This window comes from Pseudomonas protegens (assembly GCF_003732485.1).
In the GTDB taxonomy this organism is placed as follows: Bacteria; Pseudomonadota; Gammaproteobacteria; order Pseudomonadales; family Pseudomonadaceae; genus Aquipseudomonas; species Aquipseudomonas protegens_B.
Genome location: NZ_MOAK01000006.1, coordinates 13,794 through 27,648, shown reverse-complemented (window position 1 = coordinate 27,648; position 13,855 = coordinate 13,794). Strand labels below are relative to the sequence as shown.

General features: G+C 63.6%; 14 protein-coding genes. 8 read left to right on the top strand and 6 right to left on the bottom strand.

The window, feature by feature from the left end:
• From yfiR to yfiB, 3 genes are read left to right on the top strand one after another with little or no spacing between them, the layout of a single operon-like run.
• A complete protein-coding gene (gene yfiR, locus BLX41_RS00345) occupies positions 1-501 on the top strand; it encodes a regulatory sequestration protein YfiR (RefSeq protein ID WP_123723298.1) in 501 nt (166 codons plus the stop codon).
• A complete protein-coding gene (gene dgcN / locus BLX41_RS00340) occupies positions 498-1,766 on the top strand; it encodes a diguanylate cyclase DgcN/YfiN (protein WP_123723297.1) in 1,269 nt (422 codons plus the stop codon). Before yfiR ends, dgcN begins: the two co-directional genes overlap by 4 nt.
• 14 nt (positions 1,767-1,780) lie before the next feature.
• Positions 1,781-2,275 (top strand): outer membrane lipoprotein YfiB, encoded by a 495-nt coding sequence (yfiB, locus tag BLX41_RS00335; RefSeq protein WP_123723296.1) that lies wholly within the window; start codon positions 1,781-1,783, stop codon positions 2,273-2,275.
• A gap of 44 nt (positions 2,276-2,319) precedes the next feature.
• On the opposite strand, the gene BLX41_RS00330 is transcribed toward yfiB, so the two are convergent.
• Positions 2,320-3,270 (bottom strand): LysR family transcriptional regulator, encoded by a 951-nt coding sequence (locus BLX41_RS00330; RefSeq protein ID WP_123723295.1) that lies wholly within the window; start codon positions 3,268-3,270, stop codon positions 2,320-2,322.
• Between the two features lie 149 nt (positions 3,271-3,419).
• Here BLX41_RS00330 and BLX41_RS00325 point away from each other — a divergent pair, with 149 nt between their 5' ends.
• Together BLX41_RS00325 and mmsB are read left to right on the top strand one after the other, a co-directional pair.
• Positions 3,420-4,946, top strand: a complete 1,527-nt coding sequence (locus tag BLX41_RS00325; protein WP_123723294.1) for a CoA-acylating methylmalonate-semialdehyde dehydrogenase — start codon at positions 3,420-3,422, stop codon at positions 4,944-4,946.
• A 10-nt stretch (positions 4,947-4,956) separates the two neighbouring features.
• Positions 4,957-5,847, top strand: coding sequence for a 3-hydroxyisobutyrate dehydrogenase (gene mmsB, locus BLX41_RS00320; protein WP_123723293.1), 891 nt, complete (start codon positions 4,957-4,959; stop codon positions 5,845-5,847).
• A 115-nt stretch (positions 5,848-5,962) separates the two neighbouring features.
• Here the strand turns inward: mmsB and BLX41_RS00315 are convergent, their stop codons facing one another.
• From BLX41_RS00315 to BLX41_RS00305, 3 genes are all read right to left on the bottom strand, one after another.
• On the bottom strand, positions 5,963-6,481 hold the full coding sequence (locus BLX41_RS00315) for an RES family NAD+ phosphorylase (protein ID WP_123723292.1): 519 nt from the start codon (positions 6,479-6,481) through the stop codon (positions 5,963-5,965).
• The gene (parS, locus tag BLX41_RS00310; protein WP_123723291.1) at positions 6,478-6,963 is read right to left on the bottom strand and encodes a type II RES/Xre toxin-antitoxin system antitoxin; all 486 of its coding nucleotides are present in this window, start codon (positions 6,961-6,963) and stop codon (positions 6,478-6,480) included. Before parS ends, BLX41_RS00315 begins: the two co-directional genes overlap by 4 nt.
• Positions 6,964-7,088: 125 nt before the next feature.
• Positions 7,089-7,433 carry a cupin domain-containing protein gene (locus BLX41_RS00305; RefSeq protein WP_102861021.1) on the bottom strand — a complete coding sequence of 115 codons (345 nt, stop codon included), beginning with the start codon at positions 7,431-7,433 and terminating at the stop codon, positions 7,089-7,091.
• Between the two features lie 275 nt (positions 7,434-7,708).
• On the opposite strand from BLX41_RS00305, the gene kynB reads away from it, so the two are divergent.
• The 3 genes from kynB (at position 7,709) to pdxR (ending at position 10,993) form a co-directional block, all read left to right on the top strand.
• The gene (kynB, locus tag BLX41_RS00300) at positions 7,709-8,350 is read left to right on the top strand and encodes an arylformamidase (RefSeq protein WP_123723290.1); all 642 of its coding nucleotides are present in this window, start codon (positions 7,709-7,711) and stop codon (positions 8,348-8,350) included.
• Positions 8,351-8,455: 105 nt separating this feature from the next.
• Complete coding sequence (kynA, locus tag BLX41_RS00295; protein ID WP_123723289.1) at positions 8,456-9,307, top strand: tryptophan 2,3-dioxygenase; 852 nt, start codon at positions 8,456-8,458, stop codon at positions 9,305-9,307.
• A 186-nt stretch (positions 9,308-9,493) separates the two neighbouring features.
• Positions 9,494-10,993, top strand: coding sequence for a MocR-like pyridoxine biosynthesis transcription factor PdxR (gene pdxR, locus BLX41_RS00290; protein WP_123723288.1), 1,500 nt, complete (start codon positions 9,494-9,496; stop codon positions 10,991-10,993).
• 14 nt (positions 10,994-11,007) lie between these two features.
• Here the strand turns inward: pdxR and BLX41_RS00285 are convergent, their stop codons facing one another.
• Together BLX41_RS00285 and BLX41_RS00280 are read right to left on the bottom strand one after the other, a co-directional pair.
• Positions 11,008-12,216: a benzoate/H(+) symporter BenE family transporter gene (locus BLX41_RS00285; RefSeq protein ID WP_123723287.1), complete on the bottom strand. Its 1,209-nt coding sequence runs from the start codon at positions 12,214-12,216 to the stop codon at positions 11,008-11,010.
• Positions 12,217-12,398: 182 nt separating this feature from the next.
• A complete protein-coding gene (locus BLX41_RS00280) occupies positions 12,399-13,799 on the bottom strand; it encodes an amino acid permease (RefSeq protein WP_123723286.1) in 1,401 nt (466 codons plus the stop codon).
• Between the last annotated feature and the right edge of the window lie 56 nt (positions 13,800-13,855).

Genomic DNA, 13,855 nt, shown 5'->3' with positions numbered 1-13,855 from the left:
CTGCTTGCCATTGCGCAGCCAGAGCCGTCAGCCTCCACCAGCCTGGCTGAACAGCGGGCCAAGGCGGTGACGCAAGTAGTGCTTGGCATCCTCAGCTACGCTCGCTGGCCGGTGGAACCTGCAGAACTGCGCCTGTGCGTGGTGGGTCCGACCGAATACACCGACGATCTGCTCAAGGGCACCACCCAGGCTACCGGCCGTCCGGTGCTGGTGCGTCGCCTGCTGGCCAGCAGCCCGGCAATCGTCAGTGAGTGCGACTCGGTCTATGTCGGCAAACTGAGCAACGATGAACGCACCCGCCTGTTCAATTCGCTGACCGGCCAACCCGTGCTGAGCATCAGCGAGGGTGGCGACCAGTGCACCGTGGGCAGCCTGTTCTGCCTGCGGGTCAGCGACAACCAGGTGTCGTTCGAGGTCAACCTGGATTCGGTGGCCCGCAGCGGGGTGAAGATTCATCCCAGCGTGCTGCAACTGTCGCGTCGTCGCCCGGCGGCCCCATGAATTGGTTCAAGCCCAACGCCCGCCCCACCCTGCGGTCGGTCATAGGTCGCGGCCACCTGATCGTCGCCCTGCTGGCGATCTCCATGGCCAGCCTGTCCCTGACCTTCCTCGGAGTCCTGGCACTGCGGGTCTATGCCGATCACAACCTGCACCTGATTGCCCGGTCCATCAGCTACACCGTGGAAGCTGCCGTGGTGTTCAACGACAGCGTGGTGGCCACCGAGGCCCTGGCTTTGATTGCCTCGACCGAAGAGGTGGCCGATGCCAAGGTCTATGACAGCCAGGGCCGTCTGCTGGCCAGTTGGCAACGCCCGGAAAGCGGCCTGCTGACCAATCTGGAAATGCACGTTGCCAGTGCGTTCCTGGAAAAGCCCATCAGCTTGCCGATCCTGCATCAGAACCGGGAAGTGGGCAGCGTCAATGTCACCGGCCATGGCGGTAGCCTGCTGCGCTTCCTGCTCAGTGGTCTGGTGGGCATCGTGCTGTGCACCGCCTTGAGTGCCTGGATGTCGCTGTACCTGGCGCGCCGGCAGCTGCGAGGCATCACCGGGCCCTTGCGCAGCCTGGCGGAAGTGGCCCACGCGGCCCGGCGCGAGCGGGCCTTCGATCAGCGGGTGCCGCGTGCGGAAATCGCCGAACTGGACAACCTCGGCAACGACTTCAATGCCCTGCTCGATGAGCTGGAAGCCTGGCAGACCCACCTGCAAAGCGAGAATGAAACCCTGGCTCACCAGGCCAGTCACGACAGCCTGACAGGCCTGCCCAACCGAGCGTTTTTCGAGGGCCGGCTGATTCGTGCACTGCGCAGTGCCAACAAACTCAACGAGCGCATGGCGGTGCTGTTTCTCGACAGCGACCGGTTCAAGGAGATCAACGACAACTTCGGCCATGCCGCCGGTGATGCGGTGCTGGTGGCGGTGGCCACGCGGATCCGTGCGCAGCTACGTGAAGACGATCTGGTGGCCCGTCTGGGCGGCGACGAATTCGCCGTGCTGCTCAGCCCGCTGCACCGGCTTGAGGATGCCCAGCGCATCGCTGACAAGATCATCAACAGCATGGAAGTGCCGATCCAACTGCCTGGCAACCTGTCGATCATGACATCGCTGAGCATTGGCATTGCCGTGTATCCGGATCATGGCGTGACTCCCGGCAGCCTGTTGAACGCTGCCGATGAGGCCATGTACCAAGCCAAGCGCGGTTCGCGAGGCGGGCAACACACAGTGGGGGCGGAGCTCCCTATCGTTCAGGTTCAAAACAGGAGCTAATTCCCTTGTTCTCAATGACGCAACGTTCGGTTCGACTGTTCAGCACCCTGGTATTCATGGCCCTGTTGGCCCTGACCGGCTGCCAGAGCGTGCCGCCCAAAGGTCTGACGCCACAGCAGATCGCGGTACTGAAACAGGAGGGCTTCGAACTGACGGATGAAGGCTGGGCCTTCGGCCTGTCGGGCAAGGTGCTGTTTGGCAGCGATGTGGAAACCTTGAACCAGGCCAGCACCGAGATCGTCCAGCGCATCGGCAAGGCCCTGCTCAGCGTCGATATCCAGAAGGTCCGGGTCGATGGCCACACTGACGCTTCGGGCAAGGAGGCTTACAACGTGCAGCTTTCCGTGCGCCGGGCCAAAAGCGTGGTCAAGGTGCTGACTCAGGTTGGCATGCGTGAAGAAAACATCCAGTTGCGCGGTCTTGGCAGCAGTGAGCCGGTGGCCTCCAACAGCACCGTGGCCGGGCGTACCGAGAACCGCCGGGTGTCGATCGTGGTGATCGCCGACTGATCGGCGACCCACATTGTTGCGGTTGTCCTTGCGGCCGCCAAGGATCAGGGGGCGGCGAACAGCATGCTGCGACTGTCCCCCATGAGCAGCGGCCGATTCTGCTCGGTCACTTCGCGGATGTAATCCCACAACAGGGTAATCCGCTTCAACTTGCGCAGGTCCTCCCGGCAGTACATCCAGAATTGCCGGGTCAGGTTGATCTCCTTGGGCAGCACTGGCAGCAGGCGCGGGTCCTGGGCGGCCAGGAAGCATGGCAGGATCGCCAGCGAGCGGCCCTGCTGCGCTGCCACGTACTGGGCAATGACGCTGGTGCTGCGCAGGTTGGCGCTGGCCCCGGGCACTACATTGGCCAGGTACAGCAGCTCGGAACTGAAGGCCAGGTCATCCACATAGCTGATGAACTGATGCTCGCTCAGGTCGCCGGGGCGGCGGATCGGTGGGTGGCGGTCGAGGTATTCCTGGGTGGCGTACAGCTGCAGGCGGTAGTCACACAGCTTGCAGCACACGTAAGGGCCGTGCTCCGGGCGTTCCAGGGCGATGACGATGTCCGCCTCGCGCTTGGACAGGCTGATGAAGTGCGGCAGCGGCAGGATGTCCACCGAGATCGCCGGATAGGCATCGAGGAAATGGCTCAACTGCGGGGTGATGAAGAAGCTGCCGAAGCCTTCGGTACAGCCCATGCGCACATGCCCGGACAATGCCACGCCAGAGCCCGAGACCTGCTCGCACGCCATATGCAGGGTGCTTTCGATGGACTCCGCATAACCCAGCAGGCGCAGGCCCTCGGCGGTCAGAACAAAGCCGTTGGTGCGAGACTTTTCAAACAGCAGGGTGCCCAGGGCAGTTTCCAGAGAACCGATGCGCCGCGACACTGTGGTGTAGTCCACCGCCAGGCGCTTGGCCGCGCTGCTGGCCTTGCGGGTGCGCGCCACTTCGAGGAAAAACTTCAGGTCGTCCCAGTTCAGGGTACTTAGCGAGGTGATGTTTTTTTGCATGATGGACCGGATTTTATGTGCGTTCTTATTAGAAGTTTGCACATCTATACTCCAAAAACCGTCCGACACCAACTCGCGACAGCCCCTCTTTCAAGGCGCTTGCCCGCCTTGGTTTCCCTGCATAAGAACTCAAGAAGTCAGGAGACCCCATGAACGCATCCCTCAAGCCCGACGGCACCACCCTGCAACAGGTCAAACTGCTGATCGACGGTGAATGGGTCCAGTCCCAGAGCCAGGAATGGCACGACATCGTCAACCCGGCGACCCAGGAAGTGCTGGCCAAGGTGCCCTTTGCCACTACCGCTGAAGTCGACGCCGCGATCGCCGCGGCCCAGCGCGCCTTCCAGACCTGGAAACTGACCCCGATCGGCGCGCGGATGCGCATCATGCTCAAGCTCCAGGCCCTGATCCGCGAGCACTCCAAACGCATTGCCGTGGTCCTCAGCGCCGAGCAGGGCAAGACCATCGCCGACGCCGAGGGCGACATTTTCCGCGGCCTGGAAGTGGTGGAACATGCCTGCTCCATCGGCACCCTGCAGATGGGCGAGTTCGCCGAGAACGTCGCCGGCGGCGTGGACACCTACACCCTGCGCCAGCCGATCGGCGTGTGCGCCGGGATCACCCCCTTCAACTTCCCGGCGATGATTCCGCTGTGGATGTTCCCGATGGCCATCGCCTGCGGCAACACCTTCGTCCTCAAGCCCTCCGAGCAGGACCCGCTGTCCACCATGCTGCTGGTGGAGCTGGCGGTGGAAGCCGGGGTGCCGGCCGGCGTGCTCAACGTAGTGCACGGCGGCAAGGACGTGGTGGATGCGCTGTGCACCCACAAGGACATCAAGGCCGTGTCCTTCGTCGGTTCGACTGCGGTCGGCACCCATGTTTATGACCTGGCGGGCAAGCACGGCAAGCGCGTGCAATCGATGATGGGCGCCAAGAACCACGCCGTGGTCCTGCCCGACGCCAACCGCGAACAGACCCTCAATGCCCTGGTGGGCGCCGGCTTCGGCGCTGCCGGTCAGCGTTGCATGGCCACCTCGGTGGTGGTGCTGGTGGGCGCCGCGAAACAATGGTTGCCGGACCTCAAGGCCCTGGCGCAGAAACTCAAGGTCAACGCCGGCAGCGAGCCGGGCACCGATGTCGGCCCGGTGGTCTCCAAGCGCGCCAAGGCGCGGATTCTGGAACTGATCGAAAGCGGCGTGAAAGAAGGCGCCAAGCTGGAGCTCGATGGCCGCGGCATCCAGGTCCCGGGCTACGAGCAGGGCAACTTCATCGGTCCGACCCTGTTCTCCGGGGTGACCCCCTCTATGCAGATCTACACCCAGGAAATCTTCGGCCCGGTGCTGGTGGTGCTGGAGGTGGACACCCTGGATCAGGCCATCGCCCTGGTCAACGCCAACCCCTTCGGCAACGGCACCGGCCTGTTCACCCAGAGCGGCGCGGCGGCGCGCAAGTTCCAGAGTGAAATCGATGTCGGCCAGGTCGGTATCAACATTCCGATTCCGGTGCCGGTGCCGTTCTTCAGCTTCACCGGTTCCCGTGGCTCCAAGCTCGGCGACCTGGGCCCGTACGGCAAGCAAGTGGTGCAGTTCTACACTCAGACCAAGACCGTCACCAGCCGCTGGTTCGACGATGACAGCGTCAACGACGGTGTGAACACCACCATCAGCCTGCGTTGAGGAGCCTGACATGAACATTGCATTTATCGGCCTGGGCAACATGGGCGCGCCCATGGCCCGCAACCTGATCAAGGCCGGGCATCAGCTGAACCTGTTCGACCTCAACCAGAGCGTGCTGGCGGAGTTGGCGCAACTGGGCGGGCACGTCGCTGCCTCGCCCAAGGCGGCTGCCGAAGGCGCCGAACTGGTGATCACCATGCTCCCGGCTGCGGCCCATGTGCGCAGTGTGTGGCTGGGTGAAGACGGGGTGCTGGCGGGGATTGGCCGCGGCGTCCCGGCGGTGGATTGCAGCACCATCGACCCGCAGACCGCCCGCGAAGTGGCTGCCGCAGCTGCCAAGCACGGCGTGGCCATGGCCGATGCGCCGGTATCCGGCGGCACCGGCGGGGCCCAGGCCGGGACCCTGACCTTTATGGTCGGCGCCGGCACCGAACTGTTCGCCACCCTGCAGCCAGTGCTGGCGCAGATGGGGCGCAACATCGTGCACTGCGGCGAAGTGGGCACCGGGCAGATCGCCAAGATCTGCAACAACCTGCTGCTGGGGATCTCGATGATCGGCGTCAGCGAAGCCATGGCCCTGGGGGATGCCCTGGGCATCGACACCCAGGTGCTGGCGGGAATCATCAACAGCTCCACCGGTCGTTGCTGGAGTTCCGATACCTACAACCCGTGGCCGGGGGTGATTGAAACCGCCCCGGCGTCCCGTGGTTACACCGGTGGTTTCGGTGCCGAGCTGATGCTCAAGGACCTGGGGCTGGCCACCGAGGCCGCCCGTCAGGCTCACCAGCCGGTGGTGCTCGGCGCCGTGGCCCAGCAGCTGTATCAGGCCATGAGCCAGCGTGGGGAAGGCGGCAAGGACTTCTCGGCCATCGTCAACAGCTACCGCAAGCCGCAACCGTAAACCGACGGGGTGGGCACCCCCGCCTCGGTGCTTGCATCAACTCTGCGAACACAGCCCCTTCAACAGGGGCATTTGCGGGAATCTGCGTCGGGCAGGTTCCCGCTTTTTTGTGGGTTCAGTTCGGGCGATTGGCAGCGGTGTGCGCAGGCGGGTTGAGACGGGTATCGAGACCGAAGCGCTCCTGGATCACCACCTGGTACAGCCCTTTGGCCAGCAACGGATTGATCAGGATGTTCCAGCTGTGTCGGGACACCGATGAGGGCACCAGCACGAATGGATGGTCGGCCAGCAACTGGTCGGCGAATTTCTGCTGGCCGGCACTGGGGATGCCCGGGATCAGCCAGTTGGGATTGGGTAGAGTGCGTTCATCCACACGATAGATGGCCGACGGGTCCTGGATCAGGGCGCCGGTGAGGACATGGGGCACGTTATCGAGGGCGGCAAAGCCCTTGTGCACCGCCACTTCGAGAATCGCCGTGGCGGGATCGGCGCTGCCATACACGGCCTTGACCCCTTTGGAGTTCCAGCGCCCGCCGCACAACTCGGCACCGATGCCACTGTCCCAACTGTCGGCGTGCCGGGCGGCGTCCAGTCGCCAGAAATGAATCTCGCTGCTGCCCGGAATACTGATCACTGATAGACCCCGTATTCCAGGCGGGTGAGGAACTCGTCCACCAGTTCGAAGCCGATGGGGTTGGTCAGCAGATCCACCGGTTTATGGCCGTCGAGGCCCATCACCGGCTTGGCCATCCAGTCCTGTGCCTCTTCACTGCTGCCGAAGATGTCCTGGGCCTTGGCCAACACCTGGGCAAAGCGTACCGCACGGGCGCTCTGTTCCGGGTTCAGGGGTTCGTCCGGGGTTTTCAGGCGCCGATGCAGGGTGCGTTCGGAGAGGCCGATGATCTTGGCCAGGACCTGTTCGTCCTTGAGCATGGGTACCGAGGAGACGAACTTGATGATCGCCGTCAGGGGGATGCCTTCTTCGGTCAGGCGATAGATCGAAATGCGGTCGTCAAACCGTGCCCGGCCACCCAGGAGGATGTCCGAAGACTGTTCTTTCAATACCAGTTTGCCCCGCCGCTTGGGGGGGATGCCGGTGCCTGTCAGCGCAACCATGGGTGCTGCTCCTGCCTTTGCCATTTGGCAGAGATTATATAGACATTTGGCGGGATGCGTTGAGTTCAATGGCAATGCCGGAAGGGGAGCCCGAGTCGAGCGGGCTCCCGGTGGGTGTTCGGGGTTCAGGCAAACACGAAGTATTTGCGCACGGTTTCCACCACTTCCCAGGTGCCTTTCATCCCGGGTTCCACCACGAAGATGTCGCCGGCACGCAAGTGGATGGGATCGCGGCCATCCGGGGTGATCACGCAGTACCCTTCCTGGAAATGGCAGTACTCCCACTTCTCATAGGCCACCCGCCACTTGCCCGGGGTGCAGATCCAGGTGCCCATGATCTTGCTGCCGTCCTCGCTGGTATAGGCGTTGAGGTTGACGGTGTGGGGATCGCCCTCGAGTTTTTCCCACTTGCAGGCGTCGAGGACGGGCAGCGGATGGGTATCGCGCAGAACGGTAATGGGTTGCGACATGCTGTGCTCCTAGCGGGCAGAGAACTGAAGACGCACCCTATAGCGCCCGACGTTCAGGGGGATGTCTGTTCTCGACCTCGGGGTATCCAGAAGCGCAATGCGAGGGCCGCTATCGGTTGCGGATAACGGGCGGCTGACGGTTGAAACATTCCCTCGACAAAGGGCGGTTTTTTAGCAGGATTTGCGAAATATCTGACGATGCCCGAGTTATTTCGCAAGAATCTTTACCGGTATCGCTCGTATCATTCAGTCCGGAGTGACCGAGAGCCGCACGAATGGAAAATACACCACGCTGGTGGGATATCAGCCCACCGTTGAGTACCGCGACCCCGACCTGGCCGGGGGACACGCCGTTCCAGGAGGAGCGCGTCTGGCAGTTCGGGCCCGAGTGCCCGGTGAATGTCGGGCGGGTGACCCTGTCGCCCCACACCGGCGCCCATGTCGATGCGCCCCTGCATTACCGGCCGGACGGCCTGCCCATCGGCGAAGTGTCGCTGGATGTCTACATGGGCCCGTGCCGGGTCCTGCATTGCCTGGACAGTGGCGCCCTGGTGCAGCCCGAAGCCTTGCTCGGACGCCTGGACAACTTGCCTGCGCGAGTGTTGCTGCGCACTTATCCACAGGCTCCGCTGAGTGCCTGGGACCCGGATTTTACTGCCGTTGCTCCAGCCACTGTCGAGCTGCTGGCCAGCCTCGGCGTACGCCTGATCGGCATCGACACCCCGTCCCTCGATCCCCAGCAATCCAAGACCATGGATGCCCACAACACCGTGGCCCGCCATGGCATGGCGATCCTCGAGGGCGTGGTACTGGATGAGGTTGCCGAAGGCGACTACGAACTGATTGCCCTGCCATTGCGCTTTGCCCACCTGGACGCCAGTCCGGTGCGGGCGATCCTGCGCCCCCTGGCCGATTGATTCCTACAATAAATACACAGCTGGCCGTCCGCGCCGTTGTGCATCCCGCCCCGGGTTGCACAGCCTGCGGGTGGTAACCGCTGCCTGAGGCGAGGAGCCCACGCCATGAGCCAATGTCCTTTTTCAAGCAACCCACCGGATGAATGGCATAACGCCGAGCTGAATTTCTCCGATTCCATGAGCTACGGCGACTACCTGGACCTGGGGCGCATCCTCAGTGCCCAGCATCCGCTGTCGCCGGACCACAACGAGATGCTCTTCATCATCCAGCACCAGACCTCGGAGCTGTGGATGAAGCTGATGCTGCACGAGCTCAAGGCCGCCCGCGAGCAGGTGCGCCAGGGTCAGTTGCCCCCGGCGTTCAAGATGCTGGCGCGGGTCTCGCGGATCTTCGACCAACTGGTGCACGCCTGGGCCGTGCTGGCCACCATGACGCCGTCCGAGTACAAGTCGATCCGCCCGTACCTGGGCCAGTCTTCGGGCTTCCAGTCGTTCCAGTACCGGGAAATCGAATTCATCCTCGGCAACAAGAGCGCGGCCCTGCTGCGGCCCCACGCCCACCGTCCCGAGCTGCTGCAATCCCTGGAAGCGTCGATTGCCACCCCGTCCATGTATGACGAAGCGATCGCCCTGATGGCCCGCAGCGGCTTGAGCATCGACCCGGCGCGCCTGGCACTGAACAGCACCACCACGACTCAGCATGACCCTTCGGTGGAAGCGGCCTGGCGCGAGGTATACGCCAACCCTTCGGCCTATTGGGACCTGTATCAGTTGGCGGAAAAGTTCATCGACCTGGAGGATTCCTTCCGCCAGTGGCGCTTCCGTCACGTGACCACCGTGGAGCGCATCATCGGCTTCCAGCCCGGCACCGGCGGCACCGAAGGCGTGGGCTACCTGCGCAAGATGCTCGACACCGTGCTGTTCCCCGAACTGTGGCGGGTCCGCTCCTCGCTCTGATCGCCCTGTTCACTCAACAAAAAACGGCGCGTCCTCAGCTTGGGGACGCGCCGTTTTTGTTGGGCTTGTCCATTGGCACATTCTTCGTTCGCCAGTTGCGAAGGTTGCAACAGCTGACGCGAGGGCCGCTGCGCAGCTAAAGTGGTCGCCCCTTGTGCGCCACCTTCACTTGATCAGGCAGACCGCATGTCCCGAACCTTCGAGCTTGAAACCCTCAAGATGCGCCTCAGCGATCCTGAGTTCCGCCCTCTGGACCTGCACCAGCGCATTCAGCGGGCCTTGCGTGGCCTGATCCTCGACGGCGCCCTGGGCCCCGGGTTGAAACTGCCGGCCAGTCGGGCCCTGGCCAAGTCGCTGGCGGTATCCCGGGACACCGTGGAAAACGCCTATGTGCAGTTGCAGCGCGACGGTTTTATCCAGCGCCGCGAAGGTTCGGGGAGTTATGTCTGTGAAACCATCGGTGCTCAGTTGCGCGGCTCGGCCCGCCGCCGCCAGCAGTTGCAGGGGCAGCCGGGGCACAGCCGAGAGCCCGGCGCGGGCCTGAGCCGGCGCGGCGCGCTGCTGTTGCAAAGGGGCGGCGTCAGCGATCAGCAGGTCGTCACCGCCTTTGCTACCGGGCTGCCGGAAACCCGCAGCTTCCCGCTGGACGTCTGGGAGCGCCTGCAACGCCAGGCGTTGAAGGATTACCGCGCCAATGTACTGCTGCATGGCGATCCCCAGGGCGCGCTCCCCCTGCGCAAGGCCATTGCCGCCTACCTGAACCTGGAGCGCGGAGCCAAGGTGCTGCCCGAGCAGATCCTGGTGCTGAGCAGTACCCGCCAGGCGCTGTTTCTGTGCGCGCAACTGCTGGTGGACGCCGGCAAGCCGATCCTGCTGGAGAATCCGGGCTACTTCGGCGCACGCAAGGCATTCGAGGCCGCCGAGGCGCGGATCGTGCCCATCGATGTCGACAGCCAGGGCATTCGTACCGACCTGCTGCGGGCCGACCGCAGTGGCGCCCGCTGTGTCTATGTAACGCCGTCCCATCAGTACCCCACGGGCGCCACCTTGTCCCTGGAGCGCCGCCTGGAACTGACTCGCTGGGCCGCCGAGCAGGAGAAATGGATCATCGAGGACGACTACGACAGCGAGTTCCACTACGACGGTTTGCCCACCGCCTGTGTCCAGGGCCTGGACCCGTATCAGCGCACCCTTTACATCGGCACCTTCAGCAAGACCCTCTACCCGGGCCTGCGCATGGGCTACATGGCCTTGCCCAGCGAGCTGGTGAGCGCCTTCAGTGCTGCCCGTAGCATCATCGACGGGCACACGCCGCAGATCCTCCAGCTGACCCTGGCGCGGTTCATGGAAGAGGGGCACTACAACGCCCATGTGCGGGCCATGCGCAAGCTGTACGCCGGACGTCGGCAAGTCATGCTCGATGCCATCGGGCGGCATTTGCAGGGCATAGCCGTGGCCTTGCCGCCACCGGGCGGGTTGCAGATTCCTTGCCTGCTGGAGCCCGGCTGGAGCGAAGCGTTGACCCAGCAACGAGCCGCCAGGGCCGGCATCCAGTTGCCGGGGCTCAGCCGGCTCTATGCCGGTGAGCAGAAGCAGCAAGGCTGGTTGCTGGGCTACGCCTCGTTGAGTGGCCATGAGATCGAAGCGACCATGGCGCGCCTGGCCCAGGCCCTGAGAAAGGCCTAGCCAGGCGCAGGCCTTCAGGGTTTGGCGGCACGGGCGGCCAACAGATTGACCCGGCCATGGATCAGCAGGTGCACGGTCAAGCCGGCCACCAGCCCCCAGAAGGCACCGCCGACCCCGAGCAGAGTGACGTTGGCCGCGGTGGCGAGGAAGGTGATCAGCGCCGTTTCCCGGGTTGCTCCGTCGGCCATGGCATTGGCCAGGCTGCCGCCGATGGCACCCAACAGCGCCAGGCCCGCCAGGGTGGTGACAAAGGCCTTGGGCAGCACCATGAACAGGGTCGCCAGGGTCACGCCGAAGGTTCCCACGAGGATGTAGAACACCCCGCAGGCAATCCCGGCGATGTAGCGCTTTTTCGGGTCCGGGTGCGCGTCCTCGCCGGTACAGATCGCCGCGGTAATCGCCGCCACGTTGAAGGCGTGGGCACCGAACGGTGCCATCAGCAGCGAACCCAGGCCAGTGACGGTGAGCAGTGGGTTGGCGCTGGTGCTGTAGCCGTCATTGCGCAGCACCAGCATGCCCGGCATGTACTGCCCGGTGAGGGTGATGACGAACAGCGGCAACGCCACCCCGAGCAAGGCCTGCAGGGAGAACTGCGGCGCGGTGAATACTGGTACCGCCAGGCTCAAGTGCACTGCAGAAAAGTCGATCCGCTGCTGAGCGATGAGCAGCCCCAGGCCGATGACCAGGATGCCCACCACGGCAAAGCGCGAGGTGAAACGCCGCAGCAGGGCATAGGACACCAGCAGCACGATCACCAACAGCGGATCGGCGCTGGCGCCGCCAAAGGCATTGATCCCGAACTGCAGCAGAATGCCCGCCAGCAGGCCGGCGGCAATGCCCTTGGGGATCATCCGCACCAGTTTGTCGAAGGCCCCGGACCCGCCCAGAATCATGAAACCCAGGGCCGAGATCAGGTAGGCGCCGATCACCTCGGCGTAGGGCGTGAACGGCATCACGGTCGCCAGGAACGCCGCGCCGGGGGTGGACCAGGCGGTGATGATCGGTGCCTTGTAGCGCAGGCTCAGCCACAGCCCGGTCAGGCCCACGCCCACCGATACCGCCCAGACCCAGGAGGCGGTCTGGGCCGGTGACAGCCGCGCCAGTTCGGCGGCCTGGAACACCAGGACAAAGGTCCCGCCGTAGTTCACCAGCACTGAAATCAGCGCCGCCACGGTGGGCGAGAAAACATCGGTCCAGCGCAGGTTTGTCGCCGTTCTGTTCATAAGCCGCTCTCCATCGAGGAACAGGCTCCCTGGCTCATGTGCCGGGAGGGAGTCGATTCTAGATAGAGGGCGGACTGTTATTTCAGGCCGCATTTGCCGTAATTGGCAGACCGCTTTTGAGCGGTCGAAAAAAAGCCCGGCCTTGATTCGGGCCGGGCTTTGGGGTCTTGCAACCGTGAGCCTTAGTGCAGGGCGGGCTGCCTGGCCTTGCGGGCATGACTCAGGCGGTAGAAGCCCCAGATCACCAGGACCCACACCGGAATCGCATACACCGAGGCGCGGATGCCCGGGATCATCCACATCACGCCGATGATCATCACCATGAAGGCCAGGCACAGGTAGTTGCTCAGCGGCGACCAGAAGGCCTTGAACGACGGCACCACACCTTGCTCGGCCATGGCCTTGCGAAAGCGCAGGTGGGTCAGGCTGATCAGTGCCCAGTTGATCATCAGTGCCGCCACCACCAGGGCAAACAGCAGCTCCAGTGCTTCGTGGGGCGCCAGGTAGTTGACCAGTACGCAGAGCAGGGTGATCAGCGCGGAAATGCCCAGGGCCAGAATCGGCACGCCTTGCTTGTTGAGCTTCATCAGCGCCTTGGGTGCATCGCCCTGTTCGGCCAGGCCGTAGAGCATGCGGCTGTTGCAGTACACGCCGCTGTTGTACACCGACAGCGCTGCGGTCAGGACCACGAAGTTGAGGATCTGCGCCGCCGCATCACTGCCGATCAGCGAGAAGATCTTCACGAAAGGGCTGCTGCTGTAGGCGTCGCCGCCGGCGTTGAGGCTCACCAGCAGTTCATCCCACGGATACAGCGACAGCAGTACCGCCAGGGCGCCGACGTAGAAGATCAGCACCCGGTACACCACCTGATTGATGGCCTTGGGAATGACTTTGCGCGGTTCGGCAGCTTCGGCGGCGGTGATGCCCACCAGTTCCAGGCCGCCGAAGGAGAACATGATGAAGGCCATGGCCATCAGCAGGCCGGTGCCGCCGTTGGGGAAGAAACCGCCGTGGGACCACAGGTTGCTGACCGACGCCTGGCTACCGCCGGTGCCGCTGAACAGCATGTAGCAGCCGAGGACGATCATGCCGACGATGGCCACCACCTTGATGATGGCGAACCAGAACTCGGCTTCACCGAAGAACTTCACGTTCATCATGTTGATCAGGTTGACCAGCACGAAGAACACCGCGGCGCTGACCCAGGTGGGGATTTCCGGCCACCAGAACTGCACGTACTTGCCCACCGCGGTGAGCTCGGCCATGCCCACCAGGACATACAGCACCCAGTAGTTCCAGCCCGCGAGAAAGCCGAAGTAACCGCCCCAGTACTTGTGGGCGAAGTGGCTGAAGGAGCCGGCCACCGGCTCCTCGACGATCATTTCCCCCAACTGGCGCATGATCAGGAAGGCGATGAACCCGGCAATCGCATAGCCGAGGATCATCGAAGGTCCGGCGGACTTGAGTACCCCGGCCGAGCCGAGGAAGAGTCCGGTGCCGATTGCCCCGCCCAGGGCGATCAACTGAATATGGCGATTCTTCAAGCCACGCTTGAGTTCACCTTGCTTCAAGGTCTGATCCACTAAATTGCGCTCTCTTCTAGTTGTTATCAGGACCGATCCCAGGCTGAACGGGACCG